Origin of the sequence: Nocardioides pinisoli, assembly GCF_024199985.1 — a bacterium.
GTDB classification, from domain to species: Bacteria; Actinomycetota; Actinomycetes; order Propionibacteriales; family Nocardioidaceae; genus Nocardioides; species Nocardioides pinisoli.
This window is the reverse complement of the sequence record NZ_JANARS010000002.1, coordinates 371376-391803: the sequence shown is the minus strand read 5'-3', so window position 1 is coordinate 391803 and position 20428 is coordinate 371376. Positions and strand designations below refer to the sequence as shown.

Genomic DNA, 20428 nt, shown 5'->3' with positions numbered 1-20428 from the left:
TCACGAGAGCCTCACTCGGGGGTCAAGGATGCTGTAGACGACGTCGACGAGGATGTTGGCGATGATCAGCACCGCTGCACCGAACAGGGCCGTGGCCGAGACCACGGGCAGGTCCCGCTGCACCACGGCCTCCAGGGCCCACAATCCGATCCCCTCGATGTCGAAGATGGTCTCGGTGAAGATCGTACCCGCGAGCAGCGTGCCGAACTCGATGCCGAAGATCGTGATCACCGGAACGAGCGCGGCGCGCAGCCCGTGCTTGTAGACGACCGAGTTGGACGTCAGGCCCTTGGACTTCGCCGTACGGATGTAGTCCTCGTTGAGCACCTCCACCATGGACCCGCGCGCATAGCGGGTGTATTGGGTGCACCCGAAGGCGCCCAGCGCCAGCCAGGCGAGCAGCATCCCGCTGAACCACTTGGCCGGGTTGTCCGTGATCGGGAAGTAGCCGGTGTCGGCGAAGAACGGTATCTCCCAGGTGATGGTGAGGAACAGCCAGGTCAGCAGGGCGAAGAGGTAGTAGGGGATGGAGGAGATGACCAGGAAGCTCGAGACGAGCGCCTTGTCGGTCAGCGTCCCCCGTCTTCGGGCGGCGGCCACGCCGATCGGGATGCCGATCGCGAGGTAGAGGAACGCGCCACCGATCGCCACCGAGAAGGTGGCGGGCATCCGGGTCTTCATCTCCTCGAACACCGGAGCCTTGGTCCGGTAGGAGTAGCCCAGGCACGGGGCGTCGCACTGGAACTTGGTGGTGCTGCCGAACTGGATCTCGCGTCCGGCCACGACACCCTTCACGAACGTGCCGTACTCCTCGTACCACTCGTTGTTGAAGCCGAGGTTCTCGCGGAACACCTCGAGCCGCGCAGGCGTGCAGCGGTTGCTGGTGTCCCGGTCGCAGATCGTCTGGGCGGGCTCGGACGGGCCGTACCAGAAGAGCAGGAACACGCTCATCGAGATGAGGAAGAGGACGACCACGCCCGAGAGCAGGCGCTTGACGACGTAGGCGAACACGAGGATTTCCCTCCGGGGGTTGTTGAGCAGCTGCCGGCATCGCCGGACACACGGTGGTGTGGGGGCCCCGGGTCACGGGACCCCCACACCGAGGTGGAGCAGGGTCGGCCTCCAGTCAGTCAGCCGACCTCAGGATCACTGTGCGACGTAGAGATCCTTGTAGTTCGGCGCACCGAGCGCACCGTCACCGGTCGGGTTCCCGATCTTCTCGCCGAAGGCGAACAGGTCGTTGCGGAACGCGGTCGGGATGATCGGGTAGTACTCGGTCGCGATCTCCTCGTCGAGAGCACCCCAGGCGTCGGGCTGCTCCTCGAGCGGCAGCGTGCCGATCTCGTTCATCTTGTCGTCGATGGCCTGCTCCGAGAAGAACGCCGTGTTGTAGGTGGCGCCCGTGCGGAGAAGTGCCGGGATCATCGTGGAGCCGGACGGCCAGTCGGAGCACCAGTTGACGCCACGCAGGTTGAGCTTCTTGTTGATCTTGTTGTCCGGGTCGGTCCAGATCGTGTAGAGCGAGGTCTCGATCGGCACGGGGTAGGACTTGACCGTGAAGCCGGCGTCGGTGAGACCCTTCTCGATCTGCTTCTGGGCAGCCTCGGTGGTCGGCGAACCGGTGTTGTAGGCCATCTGGATCTCGTAGCCCTCCTCGCCGGCCTCGGCCAGGATCTCCTTCGCCTTCTCGGGCTGGTAGGTGATCTGCTCGCCGTCGACCTGGTAGTCGGACTTGCCGGCCATGCCGGGGGGCATGATCGAGTTGGCCGGGACGCGGGTCACGCCGGGCACCTCGCCCGAGGCCTGCCACACGCTCTCGTAGGGGTAGGCGTAGGCCAGGGCCTTGCGGATCTCAGGCGTGGTCTTCTCGTAGTCCGGCGCCCAGAAGCTGGTGCACTGGGCCGACTGCTGCACGAGGCGCTCGCCGAGCTCCTGGTTGAACTTGGCGTAGTTCTCGGCGGTGATGCTGGCCGAGAGGGCCGTCTGCGACTCGGTGTTGCCGCTGAGCATCAGCTCGTCGGTCTGGGTCGGGTCGGCAGCGAACTTGAAGATCCACTTGTCCGCGTACTGGTGACGGGCCGGGTCGGAGTCAGCCACCCAGGCGTCGTTCTTGACGAGCACGAGCTCCTCGCTCGGGCGGAACGACTCGACCTTGTAGGGGCCGGTCGACAGCGGGCTGCGACCGTACTCCGGCGGGTCGGAGACCTTGCCGAGCGGGGCCGGGCCCATCGCCATGAAGGCGCCCCAGTAGTCCATGTCCGGGAACGGCTGGTTCATCTTGATCGTCACCGTGCGGGCGGCCTCGTCGAAGGTGATGCCTTCGTAGTCCTTGCCCTTGTCGGTGTAGGGGCCGTTGTAGGAGTCGGCGTCGAGGAAGTAGGTCTTCGAGTACTCGGTGCCGGGGCCGGACGGGAAGGCCTCGGAGTCGAGCGAACGCTCGATGCCCCAGGCGACCTCCTCCGCGGTGATCGGCTTGCCGTCCTCCCACGTCGCGTCCTCACGGATGGTGAAGGTCCACTCCGTGAAGTCGTCGTTGGGCTGGCCCAGGTCGGTGGCCAGGTCGGGGACCAGGACCATCTCGCCGGACTCGTTGTCGCGGGCGTACTGGGTCAGCGACCGGTGCGTGAGCGCCTGCTGGATGGAGTTGCCCGTGACCGACCAGCCGTTGGTCGGGTCGAGGTCCTCGGGGCCCGGGTCGTCCGGCAGGTAGACCGTGATGGTCCCGCCGGCCGCGGCGCCGTCGACCTCGGGCGCGGGGCCCTGGCGCTCCGCGTCCTTGGCAATGGTCTCCGCAGCGTCCTGGAAACCGTCGCTGCCGCTTCCGCTGCCGCCCTCGTCGTCGTTCCCGCCGCCGCCACCACAGGCGGCGAGGGTCACGAGCGCGGCGCTGGTGGCGAGTGCTGCCGCCGCCTTGGTCCGTCTCATTGTCCAGCCTTTCGTTGTTGTTCGCACACCGGAAGCGCCCGGGTGACGTCTTGGGGGATCGACCGCCTCAGCGGCGGGTCTTCGGGTCGAACGCGTCGCGAACCGCGTCGCCGAGGAGGTTGAGCGCGAGCACGAGGGCCACCACGCCGATCAGCGGCTCCCAGAGGTAGAGCGGGTAGTTGCTCCAGTAGGGCACCGCGTTGGCGATGGTCTGGCCCCACGACGCGCTGCCGGTCACGCCGATGCCGAGGAAGGCCAGGCCGGCCTCGGCCGCCACGAAGGCCGGCAGCATCAGCGAGATGCTGATGACGATCGGTGCGGTGAGGTTGGGCAGCAGCTCGCGGAACAGGATGCGGCGGGTGGGCATGCCCAGCACCCGGGCCGCGTGGATGAACTCGCGCTCGCGCAGCGAGAGCACCTCACCGCGGATCAGGCGGGCCACCGTCATCCAGCCGAACATCGACAGGATGCCGATCAGCGAGGCGATCTGCACCGTCTCGTAGCTGTCGCTGGTGCCGAAGCGGTCGATGATGATCGGGGCGATGGTCAGCGCCGCGAGCAGGAAGGGGATCGTGAGGAAGAAGTCGGTGATGAACGACAGCACCTTGTCGACGACGCCACCGGCGAAGCCGGCCACCAGGCCGACCACGATGCCGACGACGGAGGCGAACAGCGTCGCCGCTCCCGCGATCAGCAGGGAGGTGCGGCAGCCGTAGATCCAGTGGGCCAGGTTGTCGGCACCGGTGCGCGGCGCCAGGCCGAACGGGTGCTCCGGGTCGAAGGGGTAGAACGGCGGACCGGTCTTGGGGTAGCCGACGCCGGGCTCGGCGAAGTTGCACTCGAGGACCTCGCACGCGGTGACCGTCTCGAGGTCGACGCCGAACGCCTTGGCGATCAGGTCGGCGAAGATCGCGACCAGGATGAAGAAGAACACGACGATCGCGCATGCGATGGCGATCTTGTCCTTCCGCAGCCGACCGAACGCGATCTGCATCGGCGACTTGCCGGCGATCTCCTTGCCCTGCTTGCTGTTCGGGTCGGTGACTTCCGGTCCGTCGCTGAGCGAGCCCAGGGTCTCAGGCCCTGTCGCTGGTGCCGACATTCTCTCCCCATCGGGTTTGGTTCAGGTGGCGTGCTGCGGTCCCTCCGGGGACCGCGCCGAACGGGACTCTATGTGACCTGCGACGCGTGGACGATCACCGACGGGTAACGATCCCGTTACGACGCGTTGTCCTCACAGTCGCCGGTGTGCCGGGCAAACCTGCGGGCGATCACGCCCCGGGCGGGACGTCCTTCACAGGCACCGCGTCGACGCCGGCCTCCTTGCGCTGCTCCGCGGTGATGGGCGCGGGCGCGGCCGTGAGTGGGTCGTAGCCGCCTCCGGACTTGGGGAAGGCGATGACGTCGCGGATCGAGTCCGTGCCCGCCAGGAGCGCCACGATGCGGTCCATGCCGACCGCGATGCCGCCGTGCGGGGGCGCGCCGAACTTGAAGGCGTCGAGCAGGAAGCCGAACTTCTCCTGCGCCTCGTCCTCGGACAGGCCCATCACCGCGAACACGCGCTTCTGCATGTCGCCGCGGTGGATACGGATCGACCCGCCGCCGAGCTCGTTGCCGTTGCAGACGATGTCGTAGGCGTAGGCGAGCGCGCTGCCCGGGTCGGTGTCGAAGGTGTCGACGTACTCCGGCTTGGGGCTCGTGAAGGCGTGGTGCACCGCCGTCCAGGCTCCGGCGCCCACGGCGACGTCGCCGCTGGCGACCGCCTCGGAGCTCGGCTCGAACAGCGGGGCGTCGACGACCCAGGTGAACGCGAAGGTCGAGTCGTCGAGCATCCCGCCGCGTCGACCGATCTCGAGGCGGGCGGCGCCCAGGAGCGCTCGACTGCTCTTCACCGGGCCTGCGGCGAAGAAGATGCAGTCGCCGGGGGCTGCGCCGACGTGGGCCGCCAGGCCCTCGCGCTCGGCGTCGGTGAGGTTCTTCGCGACCGGTCCGCCGAGCTCGCCGTCCTCGGCGATGGTGACGTAGGCCAGGCCCTTGGCACCGCGCTGCTTGGCCCAGTCCTGCCACGCGTCGAACTGGCGCCGCGGCTGGCTGCCGCCGCCTGGCATCACGACCGCACCGACGTAGTCGGCCTGGAACACGCGGAACGTGGTGTCCTTGAAGTAGTCGGTGCACTCGACGAGCTCGAGTCCCATCCGCAGGTCGGGCTTGTCGGAGCCGTACTTCGCCATCGCCTCGGCATAGGTCATCCGCGGCAGCGGGCGCTGAATGGTGTGGCCGGCCTGGGCCCACATGGCCTCCAGGACGTCCTCCATGAGGGTGATGACGTCCTCCTGGTCCACGAAGCTCATCTCGATGTCGAGCTGGGTGAACTCCGGCTGCCGGTCGGCGCGGAAGTCCTCGTCGCGGTAGCAGCGGGCGATCTGGTAGTAGCGCTCCATGCCGCCGACCATCAGCAGCTGCTTGAACAGCTGGGGGCTCTGCGGCAGGGCGTACCAGCTGCCGGGCGCGAGCCGCGCGGGCACCAGGAAGTCACGGGCTCCCTCGGGGGTGGAGCGGGTGAGGGTGGGGGTCTCGACCTCCACGAAGTCACGGGCGTCGAGGACGTCGCGGGCCGCCTTGTTGATCTTGCTGCGCAGGCGCAGGGCGGCGTTCGGGCCGGAGCGGCGGAGGTCGAGGTAACGGTGCTTGAGGCGCGCCTCCTCGCCGACCTCGCCGCCCTTGTGGCCGGACGCGTCGTCGATGGGGAACGGGAGCGGGTCGGAGGTGGAGAGCACCTCGACCTCGGTGGCGACGACCTCGATCTCGCCGGTGGCGAGGTTGGGGTTCTCGTTGCCCTCCTTGCGCGCGACGACCTCGCCGACGACCTTCAGGCAGAACTCGCTGCGGAGGCTGTGGGCGACGGCCTCGTCGCGCACCACGACCTGCACCACGCCGCTGCGCTCGCGGAGGTCCAGGAACGCGACCCCGCCGTGATCGCGTCGCCGCGCCACCCATCCGGCGAGGGTGACGGTCTGGCCGACGTGCTCGGCGCGCAGGGCGCCGGCGTCATGGGTGCGGATCACTGGTTCTCCTCTTGCTGACGGGGGGTGTGGCTGGTTGCGGTGCTGATGATCGTGGGGCGCAGGTCGTCCTCGGGCGGGGTCCACGTGCCCGGGTCCGCGTCGACCTGGTCGCCGCTGCGGATGTCCTTGACCTGGTGACGGACCTCGCCCGTGTCGGCGTCGGCCTGGACGAACCAGACGTAGGGGATGCCGCGGCGCTCGGCGAAGCGGATCTGCTTGCCGAACTTGGCAGGCGAGGGGGCCACCTCGCACGCGACGTCGCGGGCCCGCAGGGCGGCGGCGACGCGGGTGCTGGCGGCGCGGTCGTCCTCGTGGTTGAGGGCGACGAGGACAACGCTCGGCACCGGCCGGCTGCCGGACAGGACGCCGTCGGTGAGGAGCGGGATGAGGGTGCGGGAGACCCCGAAGGACACGCCGACCCCGGGATAGGTCGTACGTCCGTCGCTGGCGAGCGCGTCGTAGCGCCCTCCCCCGCCGACGGACTTGAGCCGCTCGTAGCCCTCCATGAAGATCTCGACGACCGTGCCGGTGTAGTAGTCGAGGCCACGGGCGATGCGCAGGTTGGCCTCGACGCCGACGCGCTCGCCGGCGACGGCGCGGCAGCCCTCGACGACGGCCGCCAGCTCCTCGAGCCCCTGGTCGAGCAGCTCGTCGGTGACCCCGAGGGCACGGACCTGTTCGACGAACGACGTGTCGTCGACGCGGATCGTGGCGAGCTCGAGGCAGCGCTGCGCCTGCTCGGGCGTGGTGCCGACGCGCTCGACGAGCATCGTGGCGACCTCGTCGGCCGGGAGCTTGTCGAGCTTGTCGATCACCCGGATGGCGTCGGTGACGTCGTCGATGCCGAGGCCGCGGTAGAAGCCCTGGATCAGCTTGCGGTTGTTGAACTGGAACGAGACGCGCGGGATCGGCAGCCGGCCGAGCGCGTCGACCATCACGGCCATCACCTCGACGTCGTGGTGGAAGGGCAGCTCGTCACGGCCCACGATGTCGACGTCGGCCTGGGTGAACTGCCGGTAGCGCCCCTCCTGCGGACGCTCGCCGCGCCAGGCGGGCTGCACCTGGAAGCGCCGGAACGGGAACTCGAGGTGGCCGGCGTGCTCGAGGACGTAGCGCGCGAAGGGCACCGTCAGGTCGAAGTGGAGGCCGAGCTCGGCCCGGGCGTCGGGCTGGGCGGCGATGCGCTGGAGGACGTAGATCTCCTTGTCCACCTCGCCGCCCTTGGCGAGCCGGTCGATGGGCTCGACGACACGCGTCTCGATGTTGGCGAAGCCGTGCAGCTCGAACGTGCGCGAGACCGAGGCGATCACCTCGCGCTCGACGGCTCGCTGGGCGGGCAGCAGCTCGGGAAACCCGCTCAGCGGGCTGATCTTGCTCATCACGTCTTCTTTCAGAGTCCTCGCGTGACCCGGCGATCAGGTCCCTGGTCGCCCTCGCGCTGGAGGTCGAGCAGGAAGGGGTTGGTGGCGCGCTCGCGGCCGATGGACGTCTGCTCACCGTGCCCGGGCAGCACCACGATGTCGTCGGGCAGCGTCAGCACCTTGTGGGTCAGGCTGCGCAGCATCGTGGCATGGTCGCCGCCCGGCAGGTCGGTGCGCCCGATCGAACCGGCGAAGAGCAGGTCGCCGGAGAACATGAGCTCGGAGACGTCCTGCTCGGCGTAGGGCGTGCGGAAGGTGACCGAGCCCTCGGTGTGGCCGGGGGTGTGGTCGACGACGAACCTCAGGCCGGCCAGCTCGAGCTCGGCGAGGTCGGACAGCTCGCGTACGTCGTCGGGCTCGGCCCACGAGTAGTCGCCGCCGAGCAGCATCTGGGTCGTCTCCCGGCTCATCCCGGCCATCGGGTCGGACAGCAGGTGCCGGTCGGACGGGTGGATCCACGCCGTGGCGTCGTAGGTGCCCGCGACGGGCGCGACGCACCACATGTGGTCCACGTGGCCGTGGGTGACCAGGACGCTGACCGGCTTGAGCCGGTGCTCCCGGACGACCTGGTCGACACCGGCCGCGGCGTCCTTGCCGGGATCGATGACCACGCACTCCGACCCGGGACCCGTCGCCACGACGTAGCAGTTGGTCCCCCAGGGTCCGGCGGGGAAGCCGGCGATGAACACGGGCGTCAGTCCTTGCTTGTCGTTGCGGTCACCCGTAGCGGTCGGGCTCAGGTGGGAAGCCTACCGAGGGTGCTCCGGGCCATGACTACGATGGGCGACCATGAGCGCCGACAAGCAGTCCCGAGACGACTCGGCCCCGGAGCAGACGCCCTGGGGTCGGGTGGCCGAGGACGGCACCGTCTATGTCCGCACCGCCGATGGCGAGCGTCCCGTGGGGTCCTACGAGGCCGGCACGCCCGAGGAGGCGCTGGAGTTCTTCACCAAGCGCTTCGAGGAGCTGGAGGGCAAGGTCCACCTGCTCGAGCAGCGCGTCGCGTCGGGCCGGCTGGCTCCCGAGGAGGCGACCTCGTCGGTGAAGGCGCTGCGCGAGCAGGTCGTCGACGCGCACGCGGTGGGCGACCTCGTCTCCCTGGCCGCGCGCCTCGACGCGCTGGCTCCGGTCATCGCCGTCCAGCGCTCGGCGCGCAAGGAGGAGCGGGCGCAGAAGACCGCCGAGTCCAAGGCGGCGAAGGAGAAGCTCGTCGCCGAGGCCGAGCGGCTCGCCGAGGGCACCGACTGGCGCAACGGGGCCAACCGGCTCCGCGAGCTGCTGGCCACGTGGAAGGAGCTGCCCCGGCTCGACCGCGCCACCGACGACGCCCTGTGGCGCCGCTTCTCCACCGCCCGCACGACCTACACCCGGCACCGCAAGGCGCACTTCGCCGAGGAGCACGAGCGTCGTGACTCCGCGCGCGTCGTCAAGGAGCGCCTCGCCAAGGAGGCCGAGGCGCTCGCGACCTCGACCGAGTGGGGCCCGACCGCCGGCCGGTACCGCGACCTGATGCGCGAGTGGAAGGCCGCCGGTCCCGCGCCGCGCGAGGTCGACGACCAGCTCTGGCAGCGCTTCCGTGGCGCGCAGGACACCTTCTTCGGGGCCCGCGACGCCGCCAACGCCGCGCTCGACCAGGAGTTCGCCGCCAACGCCGAGGTCAAGGAGGCGATCCTCGTCGAGGCCGAGGGACTGGTGCCCGTGACGGACCTCGAGACCGCCAAGAAGACCTTCCGCGACCTCGCCGACCGCTGGGACGCCGCCGGCAAGGTGCCTCGCGACCGGATGAAGGAGCTCGAGGGCCGGATGCGGAAGGTCGAGCAGGCCATCCGCGCGGTCGAGGACGAGCAGTGGAGCAGGAGCGACCCGGAGAAGTCCGCCCGCGCCGACGACATGATCGGCAAGCTCGAGGCCGGCATCGCCGACACGCAGGTCAAGCTCGACAAGGCGAGCGCGGCCGGTGACGGCCGGCGGGTCAAGGACCTCGAGTCCGAGCTCGCCAACAAGCAGGCGTTCCTCGACATGGCCCGCCGGGCCGCCGCCGACTTCGGCTGAGGCCGAGGCTGACGGGCCGGGCGGCCCCGCGACGTCAGGCGGTGACGCGGTAGGCGTCGAACACGCCCGGCACGGCGCGTACGGCCCTCAGGACGCCGTCGAGGTGGGCCGCGTCGGCCATCTCGAAGGAGAACCGGCTCTTCGCCACCCGGTCGCGGGTGGTGGAGAGGGTCGCGCTGAGGATGTTCACGTGGGCGTCGGAGAGCGCCATCGTGATGTCGGACAGCAGCCGGGCGCGGTCGAGCGCCTCGACCTGGATGTTGACCAGGAAGGTCGACTGCGACGTCGGGGCCCACTCCACCTCGAGCACGCGCTCGGGCTGGCCGAGCAGGCTGGAGGCGTTGGTGCAGTCCTTGCGGTGCACCGACACTCCCCCGCCCTTGGTGACGAAGCCGAGGATCGGGTCGGGCGGCACCGGGGTGCAGCACTTCGCGAGCTTGACCCAGAGGTCGTCGACGCCCTTGACGATGACGCCGGAGTCGGTCGGTCCGCGCTTGGCGGCGCGTGAGCGACCGGTGATGGTCACCCCCTCGGCGAGGTCCTCCTGGGCCCCGTCGTCGCCACCGTGCAGGTCGATGACGCGGCGTACGACGGCCTGCGCGCTGAGGTTGCCCTCGCCGACCGCGGCGTAGAGGGCCGAGACGTCCGCGTGGTGGAAGTGCTCCGCGACCAGCGCCAGCACGTCGTGGGTCATCAACCGATTGAGGGGCAGCCCCTCCTTGCGCATGAGCTTGGCGATCTGGTCCTTGCCGCGCTCGATCGCCTCGTCGCGGCGCTCCTTGGTGAACCACTGGCGGATCTTGGAGCGGGCGCGCGGGGACTGGACGAAGTTGAGCCAGTCGCGCGAGGGGCCCGACGTGGGCGACTTGGAGGTGAAGACCTCGACGACGTCGCCGTTGTCGAGGGTGGACTCGAGCGGGACCAAGCGGCCGTTGACCCGGGAGCCGATCGTGTGGTGGCCGACCTCCGTGTGCACGGCGTAGGCGAAGTCGACCGGGGTCGCACCGCTCGGCAGAGGGATCACGTCGCCGCGCGGGGTGAAGACGTAGACCTGCTGCTGGTTCATCTCGAAGCGCAGCGACTCCAGGAACTCGCCCGGGTCCTCGACCTCGCTCTGCCAGTCGAGGAGCTGGCGCAGCCAGGTCAGGTCGTCCTTGTCGCCGAGGCGGTCGGTGTCGACCCCGGCCTTGGAGTTCTCCTTGTACTTCCAGTGCGCCGCGACGCCGTACTCGGCGCGACGGTGCTGGGCGAAGGTGCGGATCTGCACCTCGACCGGCTTGCCCGCCGGGCCGATGACCGTCGTGTGGAGCGACTGGTACATGTTGAACTTCGGCATGGCGACGTAGTCCTTGAACCGCCCCAGCACCGGGTTCCAGCGCGAGTGGATCACGCCGAGCGCGCTGTAGCAGTCGCGGTCCTCGTCGACGAGGATGCGGATGCCGACCAGGTCGTAGATGTCGGAGAAGTCGCGGCCGCCGACGATCATCTTCTGGTAGATCGAGTAGTAGTGCTTGGGTCGGCCGGTCACCTTCGCGTTGATGCGCGCGGTCCTGAGGTCCTGCTCGATCTCGGCGACGACCTCGGCGAGGAACTGGTCGCGCGACGGCGCCCGCTCGGCGACCATCCGGACGATCTCGTCGTAGATCTTGGGGTGGAGCGTCGCGAAGGCAAGGTCCTCCAGCTCCCACTTGAGGGTGTTCATGCCGAGGCGGTGGGCCAGCGGCGCGTAGATGTCGAGGGTCTCGCGGCTGGAGCGCTCCTGCGAGGCGGCCGGCACGTAGCGCAGCGTGCGCATGTTGTGGAGCCGGTCGGCGAGCTTGATGACCAGCACGCGGATGTCGCGCGACATCGCCACGATCATCTTGCGGATGGTCTCGGCCTGCGCCGAGTCGCCGTACTGCACCTTGTCGAGCTTGGTCACGCCGTCGACGAGCAGCGCCACCTCGTCACCGAAGTCGGAGCGCAGGGCCTCGAGCGTGTAGGGCGTGTCCTCGACCGTGTCGTGGAGCAGCGCCGCGACCAGCGTCGGCTCGGTCATGCCGATGTCGGCGAGGATGGTGGTGACCGCGAGCGGGTGGGTGATGTAGGGGTCGCCGCTCTTGCGCATCTGGCCGGTGTGCCACTTGTCGGCGACCGCGTAGGCGCGCTCGAGGAGCGCCAGGTCGGCCTTGGGGTGGTTGGCCCGGACGGCACGAAACAGGGGCTCGAGGACCGGGTTGGACGAGGGCGGCCGGGTGCCGACGCGGGCGAGGCGGGCCCGCATGCCGCGCGCGGTCAGAGGCGCCTTGGCGTCCTGCGCGGGTGCCGGGTCCTCTGCCATTGGACCAGTCTAGTGAGCGCTCTCAGATCGTGAGCAGCGACTCGACGGGAAGGTCGCCGGTGACCCCCCTGGGGCCGAGGAACGAGAGCTCCATCAGCACCGACGCTCCGGTCGCGACGCCGCCGCAGGCCTCGATGAGCCGCCTGGTCGCCACGGCGGTGCCGCCGGTCGCCAGGACGTCGTCGACCATGAGGACGCGCTCGCCCGGCGTGATGGCGTCGGTGTGCACCTCGAGCGTCGCCTCGCCGTACTCGAGGGAGTAGGACACCGCGTGCGCCTCGCGCGGGAGCTTGCCGGCCTTGCGCACCGGCACGAAGCCGACGCCGAGCGCCAACGCCACCGGCGCGGCGAGGATGAAGCCGCGCGCCTCCATGCCGACGACCTTGTCGACGACGACCGTGCCGTGGTCGTCACGTCCGACCGCCGCCAGCGCGGTGATGATCGCCGAGAACGCGTTGTGGTCGGCGAGCACCGGGGTGATGTCCTTGAACGTCACCCCCTTCTCGGGCCAGTCGGCCACGTCGACCGTCAGGCGCTGCAGCGCCTCCTGGGCCGTACGACGATCAGGCATCGTCGCGCGCGTCGGGGCCCGGCTGCTGCAGCGGCTCGTCGACCTTGGCGATCGCGGCGCGCGCGATGTCGATCTGCGTCCCGGGTGCGATCTCCAGGCGGGCGCGGTCGTCGGTGAGCGAGACCACGGTGCCGAAGATGCCGGAGGACATCATCACGCGCTGGCCGACCTGGATGCTCTCCTGGAGGCGGACGACCTCCTTCTGCCGGCGCTGCTGGGGGCGGACCACCATGAACCAGAACAGGGCCAGGATGGCCAGCAGGGGCAGCAGGGCGACGAGGTCGTTCACGGTCGGGGCTCTCCTCGAGAGGTCGGGTGCGGGGGCGCGTGGAGTCTACGCGGGTCGCACCCGCCGCTCACACGTCGTCGAACAGGGTCGAGTCGACGGCGGGGACGGGAGGGGGCGTCAGGCCGAGGTGGTGCCACGCCGCGGGCGTCGCGACGCGGCCCCGCGGCGTACGGGCGAGCATGCCCATGCGGACCAGGAACGGCTCGGCGACCTCCTCGACGGTCTCGCGCTCCTCACCGACGGCGACGGCGAGGGTGGACACCCCCACCGGTCCCCCGCCGAAACGGCGGCACAGCACGTCGAGCACGGCGCGGTCGAGGCGGTCGAGGCCGGACTCGTCGACCTCGAACAGGTCGAGCGCCGCGTGCGCCACCGGCAGGCTCAGCACGCCGTCGGCGCGCACCTGGGCGTAGTCGCGTACGCGTCGGAGCAGGCGGTTGGCGATGCGGGGGGTGCCGCGCGAGCGCGAGGCGATCTCACTGGACCCCTCGGCGGTGAGGTGGACGCCGAGCAGGCCGGCGGAGCGGTGCACGATCTGGTCGAGCTCGTGGGGCTCGTAGAACTCGAGGTGGGCGGTGAAGCCGAACCGGTCGCGCAGGGGGCCCGGCAGCAGCCCGGCCCGGGTCGTGGCGCCCACGAGGGTGAACGGCGGGATCTCAAGCGGGATCGCCGTGGCGCCCGGCCCCTTGCCGATGACGACGTCGACCCGGAAGTCCTCCATCGCCATGTAGAGCATCTCCTCGGCCGGTCGCGACATCCGGTGGATCTCGTCGACGAAGAGGACGTCGCCCTCGTTGAGGCCCGACAGGATCGCGGCCAGGTCGCCGGCATGGGTGATCGCCGGACCGCTCGTGAGCCGCAGTGGCGTGCTCATCTCGGCGGCGATGATCATCGCGAGCGTCGTCTTGCCGAGCCCGGGCGGGCCGGAGAGCAGGACGTGGTCGGGCGCCCGGCCACGACGGCGCGCCGCCTCGAGCACCAGCCCCAGCTGGTCGCGCACGCGGGCCTGCCCGACCACCTCGTCGAGGGTCTTGGGCCGCAGCGCCGCCTCCACCGCCCGCTCGTCGCTGTCGGCGTCGGCGTCGGTCAGGCGCTGGAGGTGACCGAGCTCGGCCGCGCTCAGCTCGACCTCGTCGTAGACGTCCTCGTCGGTGTCGTCCCAGTTCATCGGTGCCTCAGGCCCTGCTCAGCGTGCGGAGGGCGGCGCGCAGCAGCGCGCCGACGTCGGGGGTGTCACCGGCCTCGGGGGCGACGGCCTCGACCGCCTTCTCCGACTCCTTCGCCGACCAGCCGAGGCCGACGAGGCCCTGGTGGACCTGGTCGCGCCAGGCATCGGTGGCCGGGGCCGAGGCGGCGGCGGGGTGGTGGACGCCGACCGGAGGGCCGATGCGGTCCTTGAGCTCGAGGATGATGCGCTGCGCGCCCTTCTGGCCGATGCCCGGCACCCGCGTCAGGGCCTTGACGTCCTCGGTCGTGATGGCGCGGCGTACGTCGTCGGGGCTCATCACCGCGACGATCGCCTGGGCCACCTTGGGCCCGACGCCGGACGCGGTCTGCACGATCTCGAAGACCTGCTTCTCGTCCTCGTCGAGGAAGCCGAAGATCGTCAGGCTGTCCTCGCGCACGACCATGCTCGTGGGCAGGGTCGCCGCCGTGCCGACGCGGAGGGTGGCGAGGGTGCCGGGGGTGCACATCAGCTCGAGGCCGACGCCGCCGACCTCGAGGACGGCGCTGGACAGGGTGACGGCGGCGACCTGGCCGCGGACGAAGGCGATCATCGGGTCCTCATCGTGGTCTTCTTCTGCTGTGCCGGCGGTCGGGCGTGCGCCTGCGCGCGGGCCTGCACCGCCGCGGCCTCGAGCCGGTGGTGCGCCGAGCCGCGCCAGACGTGGGTGATCGCAAGCGCCAGCGCGTCAGCGGCGTCAGCGGGCTTGGGCAGCTCGGGCAGGCGCAGGATGCGCACGACCATCGCCCCCACCTGCGCCTTGTCGGCGCGGCCGTTGCCGGACACCGCGGCCTTGACCTCGCTCGGGGTGTGCATCGCGATCGGCAGCCCGCGCCGGGCGGCCACCACCAGCGCGATGCCGCTGGCCTGGGCGGTGCCCATGATCGTGCTGGAGTCGGAGCGGGCGAAGACCCGCTCCACCGCGACCGCGTCGGGCCGGTGCTCCTCGATCCAGGCGTCGAGGCCCTTCTCGATGGTCACGAGCCGCTCGGCGACCGCCAGGGTGGAGCTGGTGCGGACGACGCCCACGTCGACCATGGTCAGCGGGCGGCCGACGCTCCCGTCGACCACGCCGACGCCGCACCGGGTCAGGCCGGGGTCGATGCCGAGCACGCGCACGCCACTCCCCTTCCACCGCCGGTCCGTCCGAACATGTGTTCGCCCGCCACGCTAACCCGCGGCCGGCGTGCGACGGCGTACGACACGCGAGAGCGTGCCCACTTGCCCCGGCCTGTCGGTCGCCTCGCCCCCGCCCGCTGTAACGCCGGGTTAGGAGCTGTACCCACCCCCGTGCACGGGGGTGGGTAGTGGCCGTAACCCGGCGTTACAGCTCGGCGGCGTGCCCAGCCGGCCGCGCGCCCGGCTGAGCGGCGCGCCCGGCCGGGCTCAGGGCAGGCGCCGCGTGACGACGTAGGGCGCCAGGTCGTCGATGGAGGTGCCGAAGCGCGCGCACGTGTCGGCGTACTCGCGGGCGGCGCGGGCAAGCGCCGACCGACGGCCGGAGAACAGGTCGACGTAGGTCAGACGCGACATCCCCAGCTTGAAGCCGAGCAAGAAGTCCTGGCGCCGCTTCTCGTCCACCAGCACCACCTCGGGCACGACGCCGGACGGGTTGTCGGCGTCGTACTTGAGGAGCCCGTCGGCCTCGAACAGGTGCCGACCGACCCGGATGTCGGCGAACGCCGTCGTGTGGCCGTCGCTCAGGCCGAACTGCACCGACGGACGCCCGATGCCGAGCTCGAGGACGAAGTCGCGGGCCAACGACTCGAGGTAGCTCTCCGCGCCGGCCTCGGCGTGGTCGATGCACCACCGCATGCACCTGTGGTGGGGCCAGGACGGCATCCTCGACAGGGCGTCCTCGAGGTCGGCGCGGCGGGCGCCGGCCCGCAAGGCGGCGTCACAGGCCGCCAGGCCGTACGCCCGCCCGTGCTCGCGTGCCATGTCAAGCGCGGTCCGCGCACGCGACAGCACCCCCAGGCCGTCCACCGTCGTGACGTCCTCGGGCCGGAAGGGGGCGAGGTGGTGCTTCACTCCGGCTCGCACAGCGTCCCCGTGGACCTTGGGCCGACTGACGTGCACCAGCGCCTGACGTGGGTCCGGCACCCCCATGTCCAGGACCACAGCCGCAGAGTCGTGGCTGAACGCGTACGGCCCGCACCGCAGTGCCAGGGCCGCTGCGCGCACGCGGAGCACCGGCTGCCCTCGGAAGGGGTCGAGGGCCGACCACGCCTCGCCGTCCGCGTACACCCCGCGGCGCAACCGCAGGAGTCGCCCGGCGGCCACCAGTCGGTGCACGTCGTTCGGCCCGAGACCGGCTGAGCCCAGCTGACGGGCGGTGATGAGGCCGTGCTGGGCCTCGACCAGGGCAATCGCGGGCAGGTACATGCAGATCACCGTGCGCGCCGCCGCGAGGCTCCGGGGCCGACGGCCGTGCCGCCTGTGGACGACGGCGGTTCCGAGGTGTCTGTGGACGGTTAGCGGGCCTGCCCGGCGGCTGTAACGCCGGGTTAGGGGCTGTACCCGCCCCCGTGCATGGGGGTGGGTAGGCGCACTAACCCGGCGTTACAGCGGGCGGACGGGCGGGCCGGGGCGGGCGTGCGACGGCGTACGACACGCGGCGCGCGCTCGCCTCAGGCGTCGGCGGTCTCGAGCTCGGCCATCACGTCGGCGGGGATGTCGACATTGGTGAAGACGTCCTGGACGTCGTCGAGGTCCTCGAGCGCGTCGACGAGGCGCAGCACCTTGCCGGCGCCGTCGGCGTCGACGGGGATCTCGAGGCTGGGGACGAACTCGACGTCGGCGGAGTCGTAGTCGATGCCGGCCTCCTGGAGCGCGGTGCGGACCGCGACGACGTCGGTGGCCTCGCTCTGCACCTCGAACGCCTCATCGAGGTCGTTGACCTCCTCGGCCCCGGCGTCGAGGGTCGCCTCGAGGACGTCGTCCTCGGTGACCTCACGGGCAGTGCCGTCGTGGTCCTGCGTCTTGGGCACGACCACGATCCCCTTGCGGGTGAACAGGCGCGAGACCGAGCCGGGGTCGGCCATGGTGCCGCCGTTGCGGGTGACCGCGGTGCGGACCTCCATCGCGGCGCGGTTCTTGTTGTCGGTGAGGCACTCGACGAGGATCGCGACGCCCTGCGGGCCGTAGACCTCGTAGGAGATGCCCTGGTAGTCGACGCCGCCCGACTCGGCACCGGAGCCACGCTTGACCGCGGAGTCGATGTTCTTGTTGGGGACCGAGCTCTTCTTGGCCTTCTGGATGGCGTCGTAGAGGGTCGGGTTGCCGGCCGGGTCTCCCCCGCCCTGCTTGGCGGCGACCTCGATGTTCTTGATCAGCTTGGCGAAGAGCTTGCCGCGCTTGGCGTCGATCGCGGCCTTCTTGTGCTTGGTCGTTGCCCACTTGGAGTGGCCTGACATGAGTCCCTCTATCCGTCGCTTCCGTCGGTGCGGTCGTCAGGCCGAGCGCACCAGGTCCACGAACATGCCGTGCACCCGGCCGTCGCCGCCGACCTCAGGATGGAACGAGGTCGCCATCAGGGGGCCTTGACGGACCGCGACGATCCTACCCGCGGCGGGCCCGTCCTCCACCCGGGCCAGCACCTCGACCGTGTCGTCGACCGCCTCGACCCACGGCGCGCGGATGAAGACCGCGCGGACCGGGTCGGCCAGGCCGTCGACGTGGAGGTCCTCCTCGAAGGAGTCGACCTGGCGGCCGAAGGCGTTGCGGCGCACGGTGATGTGCAGCCCGCCGACGGTCTCCTGCCCCGGGGCGCCGTCCTCGATGCGGTCGGCGAGCAGGATCATCCCCGCGCAGGTCCCGAACGCGGGCAGCCCACCTCGTACGGCGTCGCGCAGCGGCTCGAGCAGGTCGAAGATCCGCGCCAGCTTGACCATCGTCGTGGACTCCCCGCCCGGGACGACGAGGCCGTCGCACGCGGCGAGCTCGGCGGGACGGCGTACGGAGATCGGGTCCGCGCCCAGGGACCGCAGGACCGCGAGGTGCTCGCGCACGTCGCCCTGCAGCGCGAGCACGCCGATGGTCGGGTTCACGATCGCCGATCCTAGGGCCGACCCCCGCCGTAGGCTCGGGCACATGAGGCTCCGCGGTCTGGTCGCCGTCCTGCTGGGCGTCTCGCTCGCCGCGAGCGGGGCCACAGCGGCGACCGTCACGCCCGTCGGCGATGACCGCACCAGCAGCAGGCCGCCCGCCCGGACCGTGGAGGGCTGGCCGCTGACGTCGCCGTCGAGCGTCGGGTTGCGCGCGCGGGCGATCGAGCGGGGCGCGGCCGAGGCCCGACGTCGCGGCTCGACCTGCTTCGCGGTCGTGCGCAACGGCAAGGTGGCCGGGGAGTGGAGCTGGAGGCTGCCGCGCGACGAGCCGCGCGAGGTCTTCTCGATCACCAAGTCGGTCACCAGCACGCTGGTGGGCATCGCGGTGCGCGACGGCGACCTGCGCCTCGACGACCCGGTCTCCACCTACGTGCCGCAGCTGCGCGGCACCCCGTCGGCGTCGGTGACGGTGCGCAACCTGCTCGCCAACGACAGCGGTCGCTTCTGGTCGCTGCAGTCGGACTACGCCGACCTGCTCACGGCGAGGAGCCGGACCAGGTACGCCGTCGGGCTGCCCCAGCAGTACGCCCCCGGGAGCGCATGGGCCTACAACAACGCAGCGATCCAGGTCCTCGAGCCGGTGCTGGAGGAGGCGACGGGCATGCCGGTGGAGCGGTTCGCCCGGACCCGGCTGTTCGAGCCGCTGGGGATGACCCGCACGAGCTTCATCACCGACCGGGCGGGTGACGCCGCTGTCTTCTACGGCCTCCGCACGACCTGCCTCGACATCGCCCGGCTCGGCCGGCTCCACCTCGGCCGGGGAAAGGTCGACGGCAGGCGCCTGCTCGGCGCGAGCTGGGTCCGGGCGGCCGTCGGACGCTCCTCCACGGTCCACAACGCGGCCTACGGCTACCTCTGGTGGCTCAACCGCCCCGGCCCGCTCCGCGGCGCGACGGACCCGGTCGACGCCCAGGGCCAGCCTCTCGCCCCCATCACGGGCCAGCTCGCGCCCTTCGCGCCCGAGGACCTCTACGCCGCACTCGGCTTCGGCGGCCAGGTGCTGCTCGTCGACCCGTCGACGCGCACGATGGTGGTCCGCCTCGGCCTGCCCGCGCAGCCGGGCGAGGAGTCCTACGGCTTCGCCGACGCCGCCCGGGTGCTGACCCGCGCCCTACGCTGAGCAGGCCCTGGGGCGGTGCGTGACGAGGCGCCCGACGGTGCGGCACACTCGGGAGGTGGTCGGGGCGTGGGAGCACCTGCCGGCGGCGCGGGTGGCCGCGCCGCTCACGCCGCACGTCTCGTCGATGTACGGCTACTCGGCCGTCGGCCTCGACCCGGGCGTGCACCGCGGGCTCCCCTCAGCCGGCCTGACGCTCGTGCTCAGCCTGGAGCGACCGCTGCGGACCGCCCCCACCGAGGAGGCCTGGGCCGACGGGGTGCGTGACGCGCAGTGGGTGAGCCTGGGCGGGCTGCACACCCGCGCGGCGATGGTGGAGCAGCCGGGCCGGTGGGCGGGGGTGCAGGTGACGCTCCGCCCGGTGGGCGTCCGGCGGCTGCTCGGCGTGCCGGCTGCCGAGCTGCCAGTGGGCAGCTGGGACGCGCGCGACCTGCTGGGTGGCGAGGTCGACCGGGTGGTCGAGGAGCTGCACGCGGCGCCCGGCTGGCCTGCCAGGTACGCCGTGGTGAACCGGTGGCTGCTGCGACTGGCCGCTCGCGCCGAGGCGGCGACCTCCCGCCACGGGTCGCCGGCCGAGGTCGAGGAGGCGTGGCGGCTGCTCACCGGCCGGCGCGACGTGCCGGTCGCCGCGGTCGCCGACGCGGTGGGATACAGCCGACGCCGGCTCACCCAGCTGCTGACGGCCGAGACGGGCCACGGCCCCAAGACGCTCCAGCGGCTCGCACGCTTCGACGTCGCCCGCCGTGAGGTGGTCGCGGCGGCGTCCACGGGCTCGTCGCTGGCCCGGGTGGCCGCCCGGACGGGTTACTACGACCAGTCCCACCTGGTGCGCGACTTCCACGAGTTCGCCGGGCTCGGCCCGTCGGCCTGGCTCGCCGCGGAGTTCCCAAATGTCCAAGGCGCGCCCGCCGGCGTCGCGGCAGCATCGTCGGCATGACCGAACAGCACCGCACCACCGTCTGGCCCGCACTGCAGGCCCACGACCCCGACCTCGTCATCCGCACGCTCGTGTCCCTCGGCTTCGAGGAGACCGCCGCCTACCGCGACGAGTCGGGCGTCGTCCAGCACGCCCAGCTCGACTGGCCCGAGGGCGGCGGGGTGATGCTCGGGTGCCACAAGCCGGACGGCCCGTTCACCCAGCAGCCCGGCACCACAGCGGCGTACGTCGTCGCCTCCGACGTGGACGCCGTGCACAGGCGGGCCGTCGACGCCGGGCTCGACCCGTCACCGGTCGTCGAGCAGGACTACGGCAGCCGGGAGTTCCGGGTGAGCGACGCGGAGGGCAACCAGTGGTCCTTCGGGACCTACGCCGGGGAGCCGCGGCGGAGCTGACC

Annotated in this window: 19 protein-coding genes; 4 read left to right on the top strand and 15 right to left on the bottom strand. The window is 71.2% G+C overall.

Annotated elements, in window-relative coordinates; genetic code table 11:
- The 6 genes from NCI01_RS05915 to NCI01_RS05890 form a co-directional block, all read right to left on the bottom strand.
- Positions 1–1011 carry an ABC transporter permease gene (locus NCI01_RS05915; RefSeq protein WP_254180544.1) on the bottom strand — a complete coding sequence of 337 codons (1011 nt, stop codon included), beginning with the start codon at positions 1009–1011 and terminating at the stop codon, positions 1–3.
- A 135-nt stretch (positions 1012–1146) separates the two neighbouring features.
- Positions 1147–2925: an ABC transporter substrate-binding protein gene (locus tag NCI01_RS05910; protein ID WP_254180543.1), complete on the bottom strand. Its 1779-nt coding sequence runs from the start codon at positions 2923–2925 to the stop codon at positions 1147–1149.
- 67 nt (positions 2926–2992) lie between these two features.
- Positions 2993–4027, bottom strand: a complete 1035-nt coding sequence (locus tag NCI01_RS05905) for an ABC transporter permease (protein WP_254180542.1) — start codon at positions 4025–4027, stop codon at positions 2993–2995.
- A gap of 169 nt (positions 4028–4196) precedes the next feature.
- Positions 4197–5990 (bottom strand): aspartate--tRNA ligase, encoded by a 1794-nt coding sequence (aspS, locus tag NCI01_RS05900; RefSeq protein ID WP_254180541.1) that lies wholly within the window; start codon positions 5988–5990, stop codon positions 4197–4199.
- Entirely contained in the window at positions 5987–7369 is a 1383-nt protein-coding gene (gene hisS, locus NCI01_RS05895) for a histidine--tRNA ligase (RefSeq protein ID WP_254180540.1), read from the bottom strand. Before hisS ends, aspS begins: the two co-directional genes overlap by 4 nt.
- Before the next feature lie 11 nt (positions 7370–7380).
- Complete coding sequence (locus tag NCI01_RS05890) at positions 7381–8100, bottom strand: MBL fold metallo-hydrolase (RefSeq protein WP_254180539.1); 720 nt, start codon at positions 8098–8100, stop codon at positions 7381–7383.
- 100 nt (positions 8101–8200) lie between these two features.
- On the opposite strand from NCI01_RS05890, the gene NCI01_RS05885 reads away from it, so the two are divergent.
- Complete coding sequence (locus NCI01_RS05885) at positions 8201–9463, top strand: DUF349 domain-containing protein (RefSeq protein WP_254180538.1); 1263 nt, start codon at positions 8201–8203, stop codon at positions 9461–9463.
- A 34-nt stretch (positions 9464–9497) separates the two neighbouring features.
- Here the strand turns inward: NCI01_RS05885 and NCI01_RS05880 are convergent, their stop codons facing one another.
- From NCI01_RS05880 to pdxT, 9 genes are all read right to left on the bottom strand, one after another.
- Positions 9498–11783 (bottom strand): RelA/SpoT family protein, encoded by a 2286-nt coding sequence (locus tag NCI01_RS05880; protein ID WP_254180537.1) that lies wholly within the window; start codon positions 11781–11783, stop codon positions 9498–9500.
- Positions 11784–11805: 22 nt separating this feature from the next.
- The gene (locus NCI01_RS05875) at positions 11806–12354 is read right to left on the bottom strand and encodes an adenine phosphoribosyltransferase (RefSeq protein WP_254180536.1); all 549 of its coding nucleotides are present in this window, start codon (positions 12352–12354) and stop codon (positions 11806–11808) included.
- Complete coding sequence (yajC, locus tag NCI01_RS05870; protein WP_254180535.1) at positions 12347–12643, bottom strand: preprotein translocase subunit YajC; 297 nt, start codon at positions 12641–12643, stop codon at positions 12347–12349. Before yajC ends, NCI01_RS05875 begins: the two co-directional genes overlap by 8 nt.
- 67 nt (positions 12644–12710) lie before the next feature.
- Positions 12711–13811 (bottom strand): Holliday junction branch migration DNA helicase RuvB, encoded by a 1101-nt coding sequence (ruvB, locus tag NCI01_RS05865; RefSeq protein WP_254180534.1) that lies wholly within the window; start codon positions 13809–13811, stop codon positions 12711–12713.
- A 7-nt stretch (positions 13812–13818) separates the two neighbouring features.
- Complete coding sequence (gene ruvA, locus NCI01_RS05860) at positions 13819–14421, bottom strand: Holliday junction branch migration protein RuvA (RefSeq protein ID WP_254180533.1); 603 nt, start codon at positions 14419–14421, stop codon at positions 13819–13821.
- Positions 14418–14987 carry a crossover junction endodeoxyribonuclease RuvC gene (gene ruvC, locus NCI01_RS05855; protein ID WP_254180532.1) on the bottom strand — a complete coding sequence of 190 codons (570 nt, stop codon included), beginning with the start codon at positions 14985–14987 and terminating at the stop codon, positions 14418–14420. Before ruvC ends, ruvA begins: the two co-directional genes overlap by 4 nt.
- Before the next feature lie 267 nt (positions 14988–15254).
- Positions 15255–16253 carry a type IV toxin-antitoxin system AbiEi family antitoxin domain-containing protein gene (locus tag NCI01_RS05850; RefSeq protein WP_254180531.1) on the bottom strand — a complete coding sequence of 333 codons (999 nt, stop codon included), beginning with the start codon at positions 16251–16253 and terminating at the stop codon, positions 15255–15257.
- A 245-nt stretch (positions 16254–16498) separates the two neighbouring features.
- Entirely contained in the window at positions 16499–17284 is a 786-nt protein-coding gene (locus NCI01_RS05845; protein ID WP_254180530.1) for a YebC/PmpR family DNA-binding transcriptional regulator, read from the bottom strand.
- A gap of 36 nt (positions 17285–17320) precedes the next feature.
- Entirely contained in the window at positions 17321–17962 is a 642-nt protein-coding gene (gene pdxT, locus NCI01_RS05840) for a pyridoxal 5'-phosphate synthase glutaminase subunit PdxT (RefSeq protein WP_254180529.1), read from the bottom strand.
- Here pdxT and NCI01_RS05835 point away from each other — a divergent pair.
- From NCI01_RS05835 to NCI01_RS05825, 3 genes are read left to right on the top strand one after another with little or no spacing between them, the layout of a single operon-like run.
- Positions 17961–19097 carry a serine hydrolase domain-containing protein gene (locus tag NCI01_RS05835; RefSeq protein WP_254180528.1) on the top strand — a complete coding sequence of 379 codons (1137 nt, stop codon included), beginning with the start codon at positions 17961–17963 and terminating at the stop codon, positions 19095–19097. The genes pdxT and NCI01_RS05835 overlap by 2 nt on opposite strands.
- Positions 19098–19134: 37 nt before the next feature.
- Positions 19135–20031 carry a helix-turn-helix domain-containing protein gene (locus tag NCI01_RS05830; RefSeq protein ID WP_254180527.1) on the top strand — a complete coding sequence of 299 codons (897 nt, stop codon included), beginning with the start codon at positions 19135–19137 and terminating at the stop codon, positions 20029–20031.
- Positions 20028–20426: a VOC family protein gene (locus tag NCI01_RS05825; RefSeq protein ID WP_254180526.1), complete on the top strand. Its 399-nt coding sequence runs from the start codon at positions 20028–20030 to the stop codon at positions 20424–20426. Before NCI01_RS05830 ends, NCI01_RS05825 begins: the two co-directional genes overlap by 4 nt.
- The last annotated feature ends 2 nt before the right edge of the window (positions 20427–20428 follow it).